The sequence below is a fragment of the Fibrobacter sp. UWH6 genome, from assembly GCF_900142465.1.
Taxonomy (GTDB): Bacteria; Fibrobacterota; Fibrobacteria; order Fibrobacterales; family Fibrobacteraceae; genus Fibrobacter.
The window spans coordinates 35,849-51,590 of record NZ_FRAX01000007.1 but is presented as its reverse complement, the minus strand read 5'-3'; the positions used below and the strand labels follow the sequence as shown (position 1 = coordinate 51,590).

General features: G+C 51.1%; 12 protein-coding genes. 3 read left to right on the top strand and 9 right to left on the bottom strand.

Annotated features, from left to right (window positions below; all coding sequences use genetic code 11):
- Positions 1–105 precede the first annotated feature (105 nt).
- From BUB73_RS07880 to BUB73_RS07865, 4 genes are all read right to left on the bottom strand, one after another.
- The gene (locus BUB73_RS07880; protein ID WP_073160866.1) at positions 106–1,671 is read right to left on the bottom strand and encodes a peptide chain release factor 3; all 1,566 of its coding nucleotides are present in this window, start codon (positions 1,669–1,671) and stop codon (positions 106–108) included.
- 142 nt (positions 1,672–1,813) lie between these two features.
- A complete protein-coding gene (locus BUB73_RS07875; RefSeq protein ID WP_073284889.1) occupies positions 1,814–2,863 on the bottom strand; it encodes a GGDEF domain-containing protein in 1,050 nt (349 codons plus the stop codon).
- Between the two features lie 160 nt (positions 2,864–3,023).
- Positions 3,024–3,485, bottom strand: coding sequence for a 23S rRNA (pseudouridine(1915)-N(3))-methyltransferase RlmH (locus tag BUB73_RS07870; RefSeq protein ID WP_073160870.1), 462 nt, complete (start codon positions 3,483–3,485; stop codon positions 3,024–3,026).
- 8 nt (positions 3,486–3,493) lie between these two features.
- Positions 3,494–4,222 carry a metallophosphoesterase family protein gene (locus BUB73_RS07865; protein WP_073160872.1) on the bottom strand — a complete coding sequence of 243 codons (729 nt, stop codon included), beginning with the start codon at positions 4,220–4,222 and terminating at the stop codon, positions 3,494–3,496.
- A 144-nt stretch (positions 4,223–4,366) separates the two neighbouring features.
- Here BUB73_RS07865 and BUB73_RS07860 point away from each other — a divergent pair, with 144 nt between their 5' ends.
- Together BUB73_RS07860 and rpiA are read left to right on the top strand one after the other, a co-directional pair.
- Entirely contained in the window at positions 4,367–4,996 is a 630-nt protein-coding gene (locus tag BUB73_RS07860) for an FKBP-type peptidyl-prolyl cis-trans isomerase (RefSeq protein ID WP_073284886.1), read from the top strand.
- Positions 4,996–5,685: a ribose-5-phosphate isomerase RpiA gene (gene rpiA / locus BUB73_RS07855; protein WP_249269346.1), complete on the top strand. Its 690-nt coding sequence runs from the start codon at positions 4,996–4,998 to the stop codon at positions 5,683–5,685. The genes BUB73_RS07860 and rpiA overlap by 1 nt, the downstream gene beginning before the upstream one ends.
- Before the next feature lie 289 nt (positions 5,686–5,974).
- On the opposite strand, the gene BUB73_RS07850 is transcribed toward rpiA, so the two are convergent.
- Positions 5,975–6,679 carry a hypothetical protein gene (locus BUB73_RS07850; protein WP_073160878.1) on the bottom strand — a complete coding sequence of 235 codons (705 nt, stop codon included), beginning with the start codon at positions 6,677–6,679 and terminating at the stop codon, positions 5,975–5,977.
- A 365-nt stretch (positions 6,680–7,044) separates the two neighbouring features.
- Positions 7,045–7,224, bottom strand: coding sequence for a hypothetical protein (locus BUB73_RS07845; protein WP_139259155.1), 180 nt, complete (start codon positions 7,222–7,224; stop codon positions 7,045–7,047).
- Between the two features lie 111 nt (positions 7,225–7,335).
- Here BUB73_RS07845 and BUB73_RS07840 point away from each other — a divergent pair, with 111 nt between their 5' ends.
- Positions 7,336–9,987 carry a U32 family peptidase gene (locus BUB73_RS07840; protein WP_249269347.1) on the top strand — a complete coding sequence of 884 codons (2,652 nt, stop codon included), beginning with the start codon at positions 7,336–7,338 and terminating at the stop codon, positions 9,985–9,987.
- A 9-nt stretch (positions 9,988–9,996) separates the two neighbouring features.
- On the opposite strand, the gene BUB73_RS07835 is transcribed toward BUB73_RS07840, so the two are convergent.
- From BUB73_RS07835 to BUB73_RS07825, 3 genes are read right to left on the bottom strand one after another with little or no spacing between them, the layout of a single operon-like run.
- A complete protein-coding gene (locus BUB73_RS07835; RefSeq protein ID WP_073160882.1) occupies positions 9,997–11,916 on the bottom strand; it encodes a polysaccharide biosynthesis protein in 1,920 nt (639 codons plus the stop codon).
- A gap of 52 nt (positions 11,917–11,968) precedes the next feature.
- Positions 11,969–13,588, bottom strand: a complete 1,620-nt coding sequence (locus BUB73_RS07830; RefSeq protein ID WP_249269348.1) for a hypothetical protein — start codon at positions 13,586–13,588, stop codon at positions 11,969–11,971.
- Complete coding sequence (locus BUB73_RS07825) at positions 13,548–15,692, bottom strand: polysaccharide biosynthesis tyrosine autokinase (RefSeq protein ID WP_073284880.1); 2,145 nt, start codon at positions 15,690–15,692, stop codon at positions 13,548–13,550. Before BUB73_RS07825 ends, BUB73_RS07830 begins: the two co-directional genes overlap by 41 nt.
- Between the last annotated feature and the right edge of the window lie 50 nt (positions 15,693–15,742).

Genomic DNA, 15,742 nt, shown 5'->3' with positions numbered 1-15,742 from the left:
ATACAATAAACAGTAAAGCAAGGTGTTTGCCTGATGTTTAAAAAAGAGATGCAGCGAATTTACTGCATCTCGTAATTTTTTTACCCGAAGGCCGATTCGTTGAAACTATCCCTGGGAGGTTTCTGCGAAGGTCAAGTTTTCGTAATTCTTGATAGCCAGATTCAGACGATATTCGTTGGGGAACAGACAAACTAAGTTGCGTTCCTTGTCCAGCATGCAGTCCATGGCATATTCTTCAGCGAACTTGTTCACGTCCTTTTCGGGGCCGGAGACCCAGCGGATACCGTGAGCGGGTACGCGATCCAAAGAAACGTCAGCGCCGTATTCACTCTGGAGACGGAACTTCAGCACGTCGAACTGCAGTTCACCCACCACACCGATCACCGGAATAGCGGACTTCATAGGTTCATAAAGCTGGGTAGCACCTTCTTCAGAAAGTTCAGCCAGGCCCTTGGCCATCTGCTTGGACTTCAGCGGGTTCAGGAGGGTGACGCGGGCAAAATGTTCCGGAGCGAAGTCAGGAATGCCGGTGTAGCTCATCTTTTCACCATCGGTCAGAGTATCGCCGATGCGGAACAGACCGGGGTCGTTAATACCCACGATGTCGCCTGCCCAGGCATTGTCAATGACTTCCTTGTCCTTGGCCAGGAATGCGGTAGGAGCAGCCAGACGGATTTCTCGGCCGGTACGCACATGGAAAACCTTTTCGCCACGGGTAAAGCTACCGGAGCAGATACGCAGGAATGCGGTACGGTCACGGTGCTTGGGGTCCATGTTAGCCTGGATCTTAAACACAAATGCGCTAAAAGCATCTTCACCCGGATCCACAGGACGCTTGTCGGTATCGCGGATCATGGGAGGAGGAGCCAACTGAGCAAAGGCGTTCAACAGCTGACGTACACCGAAGTTGTTCACGGCACTGCCAAAGAACACGGGGCACATCTCCCCCTTCAGGAACTTTTCGTGGTCAAACGGATCCATAGCGCCAGTGACCATTTCGTATTCTTCCTTGAACTGTTCCACCCAGTTCTCGCCGCACATTTCAACCAGGCGGGGATCATCGGGACCAGTCATCTGGATAAGCTGCTGCTCCCCTTCTTCCTTGTTAAAAGTATGGAAGGTATTGTCGGCGATGCAGTACACACCCTTGAAAAGCTTACCCACGCCAATGGGCAGAGTAAAGGGAGCCACCTTGATCTTCAGGACATTTTCGATTTCATCCAGCAGGTCCAGCACATGGCGACCATCAAGGTCCATCTTGTTGATGAAGGTGATAATCGGAGTGTGGCGCATGCGACACACGTTCATGAGGCGGATGGTCTGCTTTTCTACGCCGTTCACGCTATCGATAAGCACCAGGGCGGCGTCCACAGCGGTCAGGGCGCGGTAAGTATCTTCGCAGAAGTCCTGATGCCCCGGGGTATCCACCAGGTTGAACATGCAACCTTCGAAGGGGAAATTCAGAACGGAACTGGAAACAGAAATACCACGCTGCTGTTCGATCTTCATCCAGTCAGAAACCGTGTAGCTGCGGTTGGACTTGGCACGAACATGGCCTGCTTCACGGATCACGTTGCCGTACCACAGGAACTTTTCGGTAATGGTTGTCTTACCAGCGTCAGGATGGCTAACGATGGCGAAAGTGCGGCGTTTAGAAATTTCTTCGTTCATAAAAAGGCTCTAGGTTCAAGGCAAAAGGTTTGAAGCCAGGAACTCAAGAATTAGGGTTCATTTTTTTGCGGCGGTAAAGATAGAAAAAACAGCCGACACCTCGACTGTTCTCCTTAAATTTGACAGGGCTTTTAACTGTTTATTACATCTCGGTGTAAATCTGGTAGCTGTTACGACCTGACTTTTTCACATCATAAAGGGCCTTGTCTGCGCGATCAAATAGGGCCTGATAGTTCATATCCAGGTCGTTTGCAAAGGCCGCCCCTATCGAAATATTGATGACATTCAATTTTTCGTCGTTGCAGAAAGCTTCGTCGGAATTAGAAATCAGATGGCTGATGCACAAGGTCAAATCGGCCATGCTCTTCACGTTGGGCAAGAGCACCACGAATTCATCACCGCCGAAACGGCAGATGGTCACGGATTCAGACTTGTCAAAAGTCTTCTGCAAGATGTTTGCGAACAACTTAATGGCCCTATCCCCTTCCAGATGTCCATAAGAGTCATTCACCACCTTCATATGGTCCATATCCACCACCAGCATGGCTCCGGAATTGTGCTGAACCACCATGAACTTGTCAAAGGCGCGTTCCATGTACCTGCGGTTCCACAATCCAGTTAGCTGATCTGTGTAGGCGGAATGCTCACTCTTATTGATATTCACTTCATTACTGTACATGGTCTTCAGGTGCTTAACCATGGCCTTGTTAATAAAGAAGCCACTTACGAACATCACCACGAACTCGATGGTCATTCCGTCAATGTGGGTAACAAACCATTCGACGGCATCCGGATTAGCAAGGGCGCTGGCCTCGAATTCTGAAATCTGCCAGTTGCTGACCAACATCATCAAATAGCTGAGGATGCTCATGGTGACGAAAGTCCTGCGCTTACAATACAGAAGGCTGGTCATGGGCACAAAGAAGTAGCTTAGCGAGATGTCCATGTGGCCAATACTCATGACGTAGATGGTCACCAAGGCACCTACCAGTCCAATGTACTTGATAATGGAACTTTCAGGCTTGAACTTATAAAGCACCGAATGGCCGATGGCGAAAACGAAAATCACCAAAAAAGACTGGAGACAGGCCCAATAAGTGACGCCAGGAAAGGCGGCAAAAAGAACGCCTAAGGCGATCGTCGGAGAAACAAGGCAGCAATACCAGAGGATTCGGCAAAAAATGCCATTCATCCTTTTTTCGTTGTTGTCTAGAAAATACGAGAAATGATTGTCATAATATTCGGAACCCATGGACAAGAATATAGATGATTACGTCGGGTTCAGAACATCTAACTATACAAAAATACCCCGAAAAACAGATATTTTTATTACAACCTGTATGGTCCAGCCACTACCTGTGGTGGTACGGGTGATTTTGCATCACCATCTGGGCCCGGTAGAGCTGTTCCGCAAAGATGATTCGGGCATGGTCGTGGGTAAAAGTCAGAGGAGACAGGCTCAACAGCATATCGGCGGTTTTCTTCAGATTCTCGTCTATACCGTATGCGGAACCGATCAGAAATACCACATTTCCCGGGAAGCGGTCACGGAGCGTGTCAGATAGTTTGACCGTGTCCATCAGCTTCCCCTCTTCAGAAAGAATGATCCGCTTGAAATCGCTCTTGGGGAATTTCTTCTCGAAAAGGGCTGCTTCCTGCGCCAGGGACTGGTTTCGGTCGTCCAGCTTCGATTCCTTGAGTTCCACGACTTCCAGAGGGATGGCTCCCCCACGGAGACGCTTGACGTACTTGTCGACTTCGTCGGCAACAAAAGGCGAACCTGCCTTACCAAAAACTGCGAGAACCCATTTCATGGAGGCTACTATCTTCCAACTGACAAGCGGTCGATCAGGAAGTTTGCCATTCCCTGCTTGCGCATGCGTTCCTGGGTCTTGGCGATGTCGTAATCCACGCGGATGATGCGCACGCACTTGGTTTCGGTATCCAGCAGGCACCAGCAGGAACGGGGATCGCGGTCACGAGGCTGCCCCACACTGCCGACGTTCACCAGCAGACGTTCCGTATTCTCGATGGTATATTCGTATTCATCCAGAATCTTGGGAATGGCCATGGGGCGGCTTGCCACGATAACCGGGCTATGGGTATGTCCCACAAAACAGTAGCGGCCAGAAAAATGATCGAAGGCGTCCAGAGCATCTTCCAGTTCTGTCACATAGACCCAGTCTGCAGGGCTCAGGGGCGATGCGTGAACGAAGCAAATATCGTTTTCTTCACGGATGTAGGTCAGGCTGCGCATGTATTCCACAGATTCCTTGGAAAGGTGGGTCTGGGTCCATTCGATAGCCTGCTTGGCATAGGGGTTAAAGCCTTCGCTGGATTCGTGCTTGATGGCGACACTATCGTGATTACCGATAATGCAGATGTCCATATTTTCACGAGCCAGGGCTACACATTCATCGGGGTCTGCGCCGTACCCCACCAAATCACCAAGACAAACCTTCCGATCTACACCATTATCTTCCATGGACTGGAGCACAGCCTTGAAAGCTTCGGCGTTAGAATGGATATCAGAGCAAATTCCGTAAAGCATGAGCCTAATTTAAATAAAAAAGAAGAAATATGAGAGAATTAGGTGGCGAGAAAAGCAAAAATTAAGTTTTCTTTTCTACAAAGCTAAGGCCTTAAACGTCATACGCATTTAAAAATACGGCTCTATTTACTATTTTTGCGTCGTATGGAAATTGTTCAAGACAAGCTGAAGGTCAGCATTGCCTACACTTTAATGGAAAGGTCCGGAAAGATTCTGGAAGAAGTGCCGGCATCCCACCCCTTCGTGTACATTCATGGGTACAACAACATTATCCCCGGTCTGGAGAGTGCCTTGAATGGTCGCCGCGTTGGCGAGAAATTCACAATCGACATTGACGCGAATCTCGGCTACGGTCTTTTCCGCGATGACTTGATCCTGGAAGTCCCTAAGGACGAACTGAAAGAAATTGGTGAAATCTGGCTGGGCATGGAACTGGAAATGTATCAGGATGAAGACATCCGTGAGTTCCAGTTACCCGAAACGGCCGACGAATTTGTAGATGGACTGAACCTGGACAGCGACGACGATAACGAAGCTGACGGTATATACACCATCAAGGAAATCCGCAAGGAAACCGTAATCGTAGACGGCAACCACCCCTTTGCCGGTAAGGACCTGACCTTTGACGTGCAGGTCGTTGCCGTAGAATCCCCCAGCTTTACCGAACTGGAATCAGGATTTCCCGATAAGGACGAATTTGACGAACAGGATGAGTTCGACGAATTCGGCGACGATCTTAACAACCCCGATAATTTCAACAGGAGATGGCGATAATGGCCAACATGGATGAACTGAAGAAAGCCGCAGGCGTACGCGCCGCTGACATGATCAAGGACGGCATGACCGTCGGTCTTGGCACTGGAAGCACCGCAGCCCACATGGTAAACCGCCTGGCAGAACGCATCAAGACCGAAGGTATCAAGGTGGTTGGCGTTTCTACTAGCTGGAGCACCACCCTGCAGTGCCGCGCTCTGGGCATCCCCCTGAAGGAAATGGGCGAAGTCTCTCACCTGGACATGGTCATTGACGGTGCCGACGAAATCGACGACAACCGCAACCTGATCAAGGGCCGCGGTGCAGCTCACCTGCTTGAAAAGATTGTGGCCTCCATGACCGACAACTACGTGATTATCGCAGACAGCGGCAAGAAGGTGAACCAGCTGGGTACCAAGTTCGCAGTTCCTCTGGAAATCATCCCGGGTGCAATCGCAGTCGTAACCGAACGCGTTGCCAAGCTGGGTGGCGAAGTCAAGGTCCGTATGGGCGCTCCCGGTAAGGACGGTCCGGTGATTAGCGATTCTGGCAACCTCATTGCCGACGCCAAGTTTGCTCCTATTGCTGATGCTGACAAGCTGGCTCGCGAACTGGAACACATCGTCGGTATCGTCGGTCACGGTCTGTTCGTCGACATGGCAACCAAGGTAATCCTCGCCGACGAAGAAAAGGGACTGATCGAATTCTAAGGAACGAGGTTCTAGGTATGAGGGCGCTCGCAAAGCTCGCTTTCTGGCATGAGGACGGAGCCTTCGGCTCCTTTGAGCTAGATAATCGCGCCGAAGGCGCCTTACTTTAGCTCACAGCTCATTACTCACAGTTCGTATCTCATAATTTGAGTCTGCGCCACTAGATCCTTCGCTCCGCTCAGGATGACAAACGCAGACAAATATCTCATAACTCGTATCTCGTAATTCGTAATTAAAAAAATCCCCCGCATTTCTGCGGAGGATTTTTTAATGCTTTGAGCCAAGCTAATTAAGCTTCGTCGTCAGCCAGTTCCGGAGCCTTCTTGATCACGTTGCGGCGGCCATAGCGAACCTTGGACGGATCGAAAGTGGTTTCAACCGGAGCAATATCAGCTTCGTTCACAACCGGTGCTGCAACAGCTGCGGGAGCTGCGGCGGGGGCTTCAACTGCGGGTGCTGCGGGAGCGGCCGGAGTTTCAACCGGGATGCGAGGAGCGAGGGGACGGCGTTCAGCAACAGGAGCTTCAGCGGCGACCGGTGCAGCAGCTTCGGTAGCGGCAGCTACGGGAGCGGCGGCTTCTGCGGCAGGAGCTGCAGCGGCGGCGTTGAATTCACGACGGGGACGTTCCGGGCGGCCTTCGCGACGGTCGCGGCGGTTGCCACGTTCGTTGCGTTCAGCGCGCTGTTCACGCTGTTCATTACGGGCAGCCGGCTGTGCAGCGTTGGCGGCCTTGTTTTCGCGATTTTCGCGGTTTTCCTTTGCAGGACGTTCCTTATTTTCCTTCTGGCGATTTTCCTTGTTGTTGCGTTCACCGCGCTGAGCCATTTCCTGAGCGTTAACGGGGCGGCGTGCGCCCGGCTTCAGGTTCATGTCGGGGGTGAGCTTCTTGAAAATCGGGGTACGAAGCATAGTAAGGAGCTTGTTAACCTTAGTCAGGATAACGATGCTCAAGATCACTGCAACGAGTGAGAGAGCGATTGCGATGTATTCCATTCGGGGCACCTCATAAATAAGGGTTGACCGCGACTACAGGCTGGAAGAACCCGCAGGCGGTGTGGCGTTGGGTTAATGTAATCCGTATTCGGATTTATGCTTAAAGCCATCTTACTAGCGCCTCCGGAGAGGCTTGACTGGCCATAAGGCTTCGGGCAAATTGGGCCGGCGAAGCATTTAAAGGGGTCTCCGCCGCAGCGGTAGACGAGTTTTTGCCACGAGGCCAAATATACAAAATATTCACAACGAATCCCCCGCACCGACCGACTAGAGGTGGCAGTTCAAGTTGGAATATCTGACTTTTTATATAAAAAAAGCGGGCATAACCCGCTGTTTCCTTAATTTTCAGGCCGAAGGCCCCAAAGTTAGAGGTGCATATCCAGCTTTTGTAAAGATTTCTTCACGGAATCGCCGTAGGCGTTCAGGGAATCCAGGGTATGCTGAAGCGAATCTACAGAGTGCTGAAGACTGGCGTTATTCTGTTTCAGGCGTGTAATTTCGGCCTGTGCTTCCTTATCGGCGCAGCCCATAAAAGAGAAAGCCATTAGAATAAAAATCAAAGACAAAAGGGAATAAAACTTCATGTTCCCAATAATAGAAATTAGAATGGATGGTAATTTCTATCTTGTGGAGCGTAATTTAAAATCCGGTACGCAATGATGAAAGAACAAGAACTTTTGATGCCTGTTGGAACCTGGGAAATGCTGGAAGCCGCCGTCAAGAACGGGGCCAACGCCGTGTATTTCGGGGTTCCCCACTGGAACGCTCGCGGCCGTACCGAAGACTTTTCCTTTGAAGATGTAAAGGCCATGATCGAGTATGCCCGAAGCCGAGGCGTCCGCAGTTTCATGGCCATGAACGTTCTTGTTTTCGAGCGTGAGCTGCAGGAGTTGCCGGAATTCCTGTCCCAGATTATCGCCTTGAAACCCGACGCCTTTATTATCCAGGACATTGGCCTCGCCCGCTTGATTCGCGCAATTTGCCCGGAACAGGAAATCCACGCCAGCACCCAGATGACCCTGGCCAGCGCCGAGGGCGTAAACCTGGTAAAATCCATCGGCTTTAACCGCGCCGTTTTGAGCCGCGAACTTTCGGCCAAGCAGATTGCCGCCGTCAAGAGCGGAACCGACCTTGAAATCGAAGTGTTCGTACACGGAGCCCTTTGCGTCTCCTATTCCGGCCAGTGCCTCACCAGTGAAAACTTCGGCGGAAGATCCGCAAACCGAGGCCAGTGCGCCCAAAGTTGCCGCCTCCCCTACCGCATTTTTGTAGACGGCAAGGAATTCACCGAAACCGACGCCCAGTATTTGTTCAGCACCCGCGATTTGTGCGCCCTCCCCAAGCTTGAGGAACTTGCCGAAATCGGCGTGGAATCCCTGAAGGTGGAAGGCCGTCTGAAGAGCCCGGAATACGTGGCTGCCGTAACGAGAGCCTATAGAAAGGCGTTGGACAACATTTCCGCAGCCACCAGCAAGCGGGGCGATCTCGGTCTGGAAAGTTCAGACTTGGAACCGCTGGAAGTCTTGTTCTCCCGCGGGTTGACTACCGGCTGGCTTGATGGCGACAACCACCAGGAACTGGTGAACGGAACCTTCAGCAATCATCACGGTCTTTATTTAGGTAAAGTCGTCAAGGTAGAGCGTTCATCTGTTTTTGTAACCGCCGAAAAGGAATGGCTCCCCCGCCCCGGCGACGGCATCCTCTTTGAAGATTACCGCTTTGGCGTCTCCCTGGGAAGCCGCCTGTACGGAGCGCAGATTGTACATAACGCCCACAGCAAGCGTGGAGACGGCATGCGTGGCATGGGTCCGCTGCTGCGCCTGGACTTCGGCTACGATTTCGACACACGAAAGATCGGCCGCAACATGGACGTTTTCCGCAACGACTCCCCCACCCTGGAAAAGGAACTGCGCAAGACATTTACCGACCGAAATCAGGAAACCAAGCGTGCGGTGAACATGGAACTTTCCGGTGCGGTGGGCGAACCTCTGACCTTGAAAGTCTGGCTGGCGGGAACCACCCTGATGCAAGGGATGGATAAGGCCGCAGAAGTACAAAGCGAACAGATTTTGGAACAGGCGAAAAATGCAGTCGACCCTGCAGCTCTGGAAGCGCTGGCCCGCAAGGAACTTGGGGGCCTGTCGGCCACGCCCTATGAACTTGGAAGTCTGATGGTCCACGTGGCCGGCGCACCTTTCGTACCCGGAAAGGTGCTGCGCAACCTGCGACAGTCCGCAATTCAACAGCTGGAAGCCTCCTCCCTGCAGTGGAAGGAAATGAATATCAGCGCCGCAAACGGAAAAAAATTCCTGCAGACAATTTCTGCAAAGTTCGCCGTTGCCGCCAAGAAGTCCGCAGCTGCTCAAGATCCATCGGCTTCGCTCCGCTCCGCTCAGGATGACACGCAAAAAGAATTCGGCATCGTCCACAAAGTTGCAAAGCCCGTCATCTCCGTGCTGGTCCGCAACCCGGAACAGATTGCCGCCCTCAAGGGATTAGACATCGACAACGTCATCATGGATTTCGACTGGGGCGTCAAATATGACGAACCCCTCCAGCAGATTCGTGAACTTGGTTTTAAGGCTGGCATGGCCACCCTGCGAATCCACAAGCCCGGCGAAAATCATTACCTGAAAAAGATTCTGGAACTCTGCCCGGATTTCGCCCTTGTCCGCAATCTTGGTTCCCTGTCCATCCTCAAGGATAGCGGGATCCCTCTCGTAGGCGACTACAGCCTGAACGCCGCCAACTCCGCCAGCTACGAATGGCTTCTGGATCAGGGACTGCAGACAATCCACCCCTCCTGGGATCTAAACAGCACCCAGCTTTTCGACCTGCTGAAAAACATCGACGGCAGCCGCCTGGAACTGACCCTTCACCAGTACATGCCCGCCTTCCATTCGGAATATTGCGCTTTCGCCCGCAGCCTTACTACAGGCCGCCGCTTCCCGGAATGCGGAAAAATCTGCACCCAGCACAAGGTGGAAATCCTGGACCACAAGGGAGAACGCCACTTCCTGCAATCCGACGCAGAATGCCGCAACACCCTATTCGTAGGCCGTCCCCAGTCTGCGCTTAAATTGATGCCTCAACTCCGCACCTCCGGCGTAAACCATTTCCGCCTAGAAATGCTCAACGAAGATCCAGAAACTGTCCGACGCAAGGTGCTAATTTACACCCAGGCCATCCGCGGAAAAGTCTCCATCGAAGATGCCATCCGTGAAGCCGGCATTCAGGAAAAGTACGGCCTCAGCGAAGGCCAGCTCTTCAACGAAAGCACCTGGCAGAACCGCAAGAAATGCGATTAAGTCGACCCCCTATAGGGCCTTCATCATTACGGTCTTGTTGAATTCTTCGGGTGTAGTAAAAGTAGGCACTATGTCATGCAGGGCGCTGATGGCAGCCTTGTCGTCATTTTTCTTGGCCGCATTACGCAAGGTCCACAGCGCCACAATAAACTGATCCATGTCGATTTCGATCTGCTTTCCGATAAAGATCAGCTTGTTCTTTGTGCGCAGCAACCCCTCTTCGTTCATGAGGAGTTCTTCCTTGATCTTTTCGCCGGGGCGTAAACCGGTAAACTTGATTTCCACATCCTTGTAGGGCACCTTGCCGTACATGCGAATCAGGTTCTCGGCCAGGCTAACGATCTTGACCGGCTGGCCCATGTCCAGCACAAAGATTTCGCCACCCTTGGCAATGGAGGCCGCTTCCATCACCAGGCTCACCGCCTCGGGAATGGTCATAAAGTAGCGGATTATGTCGGGGTGGGTCACGGTCACGGGGCCGCCCTTTTCGATCTGGCGCTTAAACAGGGGGATCACGCTACCGTTGCTGCCCAGCACGTTTCCAAAACGGGTGGTCACGAATTCGGTCTTGCTGCCGGCCTGCTGGCTCAGGTACTGCACGATCATTTCGCAGCAGCGCTTGCTAGCCCCCATGACGTTGGTGGGGTTCACGGCCTTATCGGTACTGATCATCACGAACTTCTGTACATTGTTGAACAGGGCCAGGCAACCCATGTTAAAGGTACCCATCACGTTGTTCTTGATGGCTTCCATGGGGTTGTGTTCCATAAGGGGCACATGCTTGTGGGCGGCGGCATGGAACACCACGTCGGGCTTGTAGGTCTTGAAGATTTCGTTCATGCGGAAGTAGTCTCGCACACTGGCAATCAGGGTCACCAGGTTCAGTTCCTTGCCATATTCCATGACCAGTTCCTGCTGGATATCGTAGGCATTGTTTTCGTAAATGTCTATGATAATCACCTGCTTGGGATTGTACTTGGCAATCTGGCGTACCAGTTCGCTACCGATACTGCCACCGCCGCCACTAACCATGCAGACCTTGCCTTCGATAAAGTTGCGCACATCCTTGTTGTTGAACTTGATAGGTTCACGGCCCAGCAGGTCTTCTACCTTGATGTCGCGGATCTGGCCCACGTAATTGCCGGATTCCACAATATTGCCCAGGAAGGGGACCACCTTTACAGGCAGGTTGGTGTCGTTACAGATTTCCAAAATTTTCTGGCGGTCGGGGGCCGGGCAGCTGGGAATGCAGAAAAGGATTTCTTCGATGCGTTCGAGCCTTGCGATTTTTGGGATTTCGCTGGTACCGCCGGCAACAAGAACCCCTTCAAAGGTCTTACCGATCTTATCACGGTCATCATCAATCAGGCAAACTGGATTGATCTTGCTGGCCGCATTGTCAGATGACATATCTTCCGAGGCCACCTTGAATTCACGGAGCAAAGCCAAAGAGGCGCTGCCGGCACCAATGATCATGGTGCGCTTGCGGTGGGCTTCGTCTATGCCGGTCTTAAGGAGCACCATAAAGGCATCCTTGAACAGGTAGCGGAAAGCGCAAATGCCAAAGGTCGCCACGATAAAGTGGAGGATCTGAAACTCAATGAATACTTTTTCGGTAGTCAGGTACAGCAAGAAGTAGCCCAGGAACATGCCCAAAAGGCAGCCATAGATACAGCTCAGGTAATCCTTCTTGCTAAAATAGCGCCACAGCTTATTGTAGGCCCCCATAAAAATCAGGGAACCAAAGCAGGTCAATACAGTCAATGCAAAAATGACAATGAGGTCGGGGCGTCCGATACGTTCTGCAAACAAAGGGAGAGGAACATTCGCTACTAGCCCTGCAAAAACAACGATGCATGCATCCGCTACAGCCAACAAACGCTTTCGCAACCTGAAGTTGGCAAACAGTAGACGAATTTTATTTAGCATAAGCCACTCCCTTTTTATATACCCATGCTCCAGGATTCGTAAAATATAGAAACTACCACATGAGTGTGGTGCGCACATTTACTGCAGGGTCGCTTCCAAAGGTGTATTCCCCCATGAATCCAACATACACGCCCCTAAAATCAAGGGCGACGGTGCCATTGTAGTGCATTTTTGCACCATGTATAAAGTGCTTTTCTGCCCATTTGTAGGGGTCATCAATGCTGCTGCCGTAATCATCACCCTTCCAGAGCCACTGACTACGGTAACTCATAAATATACTGCGAGTCGTCGCAGACTTATCTAAAGTCATTCTACCATATATGGCCCAGTCGATACTCAAGCTATTCGGTCCATTGGGATTTCCTAGAGGCATTCCCAGGTGAGCCATCTGGGCCATAGCTGTATCATAATGACCATAGGTGTATGGTTCTACACGGGCAATTTCTGCGATAGTTCCGGCTTCAATCTTTTTTTCCTTAAGATAAAAGTCATGGGACACTTGCATACCCGCCATGGCAGCCCAACGGTTATTGCTGTACTTGTTTTCGTATACGGCCATGGGAGACTCCAGGTCATCCAAGAAGAATTCACCATAGATTCGAGCCGTATTGAATAGACGGTAATTCAAATCCATAGATAGAGCGCCGTTATTCACTCGCTCGGTGTAATTGCCCTTTTCGATAAACAGGGGTACCACGGGAACAAAGAGCCAAGGTTTATTTTCGTTGTACAGGATTTGCAATTCGCTTATGCCAACCACCAAGTCGTTTTTGAACAAGTTAAGTTCGTAACGGTGTGCATACAAATTACGATCATTCAGGTTATCCTTGCTGTAACTCCAGCTGTTGACACGGAGGTCTGCGTAGGCGCTTAGTACATGGAGGGGACCAAACTTAAAATCCAGGGAAATCATGTTATAAGGGAGCGCAAACTGGTTTAAAGACAAATTATTGTAATAACCGGGCCCCCAGTGCATTACATCTCGGGCAAGTTCCAGCCTGGCAAAAGCATAGTTCAAACCAAGGTGGGCGCGATAACGGGAATAGCTAACGTAATCGGCTCCGCCGTCATTGCTATTTTCACTTTGAACATCAAAGACTTCCCCATCATAACTCTTGGGTTTACGTTTGGCGCCCTTATTGACTCCTGCACTGTGCGCTTCAGAATACATACGGGCATCAAGGTCAAAATCCAGGGAATCGGCAAAGCCTCGAATGTAAAGACCAGCATCAACACCAGGCCAAATAGTATCGTCTAGGGCTTCGCCTCCGCGAAAGTCAATTCCAAGTATAGGAGAAACGGCAACTGCATAAACGTGGGGACCGCCAACGAACACATCGCCGATAGTATCCGCAATGCTTGCCATGGCGCGGGCTTCCGTTTCATTGAAGTGTGTGCGGAAGGTGGTATCGCGGGCAGGGTATGCAAAGAACTGTCTACCCTCCCCTATGGTATGCCTATGGTATTCCAACAACATGGGCATATAATCCAGCCCACGAAGGTTACGGTTATGTTCGGTTCCGTGTACAGGAGATGCAGCAAAAGCGGTATTTGCCAACAAACCAAGCAAGGCAAAGGCTACAGCAACCGCACCCAAGAAAGCAAAAACGCCACGGGTCTCGGAATCATCCTTACTTTTTCTTGGAGTAATACCCATAGTATCCATAACCATAACCGTATCCATAACGGCCGGTTTCACGTTCGCAGTGGTTCATCACAAAGGCCTTGGGCTTTTCTCCAAAGCGCTTCATCTTGGTCATCGCCTCGGAAATTTCATCCATGCTATGCTTTCCATAATGCAGAACAAACAGGCTGAAATCGGCAGCAGGGTAAATCAATTCGGCATCGGTCACCATGCTCATGGGTGGGGTATCCACAATAATTACATCGAATTGTTTGCGGGCCTCATCAAGCATGCTCCTAAAGTTTTCACCACGCAATAGTTCACTGGGCGACAGCTTCGTGTGTCCAGCAGAAATAACAAACAAGTTTTCAATATCAGAGGTTGCAACTGCAACTCCAAATTCACACAAACCTCCCAGCACTTCAGCCAGACCCATTTTACTACTGCTACGATGCACGCCTCGACGCATATCCGCATCAATCAGCAAAGTGCGCTTGCCAGACGTAGCGTGTAGTGCAGCCAAGTTAGAAGAAACAAAACTCTTACCTACACCAGGAATAAGACCAGACACCATGATTACAGGATGGGTCTGAGACGGAACCGTAAAATCCACAGAGGTAAGCAAACTGCGGAAGGCTTCGCTTGCCGGATCTTCAGGTTGAGAAACAACCAAGGGAACCAAATTGCGACGACGTGCCTTCATGACCTTACCACGACGTTCAGGAATCTTTGCGAAAACACTGATACTCGTAGCCTTTTCCACCTCAGTTGTACTACGGACGCCGTTGTGGAGCATACGCATAAGGAACACCAGCAACACCGCAACCATGAAGGATGCGGCAACGCAGCAGATAAGGATGTTCAACTTCTTGGGTTTGCTGGGGCGATCTTCCACCATGGCATAGTCCACCACGCGTACGTTACCCACTTCGCCGGCACGAACCACGCGAAGTTGCTGGATGTTGTTGAGCATGGTGTTATAAATAGCATTGTTCACCTGCACATCTTCCTGCAGGCGCATCACTTCTTGCTGAGTCAAGGGCATCTTAGCTGCGCTAGCCTTCAACTTAGAAAGTTCGCCCTTCAACTTGTCCTGCTGCTTAGCAATGGTACGCACTGCCGGGTGTTCATCTTTGAACAAGCGAGTAGCTTCCTGATATTCCTGCTGCAGCTTCAGCAACTGCTTCTGCAAGTCCACTTCTTTCTGCAAATGAACCTGAGTTTCACCAGTCATGTCCACAGAACCAATCTTATGGCGGTAATCGGCCAGGATCTTTTCGGCGGTGTCCAACTTGGCCTTAACACCGGGTAACTGTTTTTCTAGGAATTCCAAAGTCTTTTCGGCTTCGGCACTACGCTTTTCTACATTGTGGCGCACGTAGGTATTTGCAATGGCATTCAGGATTGTTGCGGAACGATCAGCATAGCGATGTTTAAGGGAAACGGCCAGAATACCGGTCTGCTTCCCCTTTTCGCTAACAGATAACTTTCGGGCTAGGCTACGAATGGCGGCCAGTGGCTTAAGTTGCTGTAGTACAAATTCCTGACCGACGGCTGCGCGAATCAGGCGCACACGCATCACCAACGTATCACCGGCATAGGGAGCGCGAACAGTTTCGCCGACTTCAGCTTCTACAAGTTTTGCCCCTTCGGGAGTAATGACGGCATAGGAATTAGCGCCCGTCACCGTGGCAGTCCAGCGGTCACGGCGGGCAATTTCTGGAATATCCAGTTCGTCGATGTCCATGCGACCTTCGCGATGGAGCAGGCGATCCATCTTGCCTACCGGAATGGCATTAAAGCGCAGATGCTCCTCTTCAACCACATAGGCAAGCACGCTACGGCTCTTAACCAGTTCGATTTCGGCGTCGGCGGGGCTAGTCATATCCAACAGGGCACCCATTTCGCCCATGGCTCGGGTAGCCTTGTTTCCGCGAATATCAATCTGCAGCATGGCGTCGCTTGTAAATTCGGGACGAATCCAGTTCATGACCAGACAGCCAATCAGTGCGCCAACAACCATAAAGGCTGCAATAAAAAACTTCTTAGACCAGAGAATACCAATGGCTTCTATCAATGTGATGGTATCCCCAGCCCTCTGGGGAAGCAGACCTGCCAAATTGATAGTCGCTTTCTGTTCGTTCGTTTCCATACAATACTCCTAGTGGTGCCAAATATAATATTTATGTAATATTTTGGAGA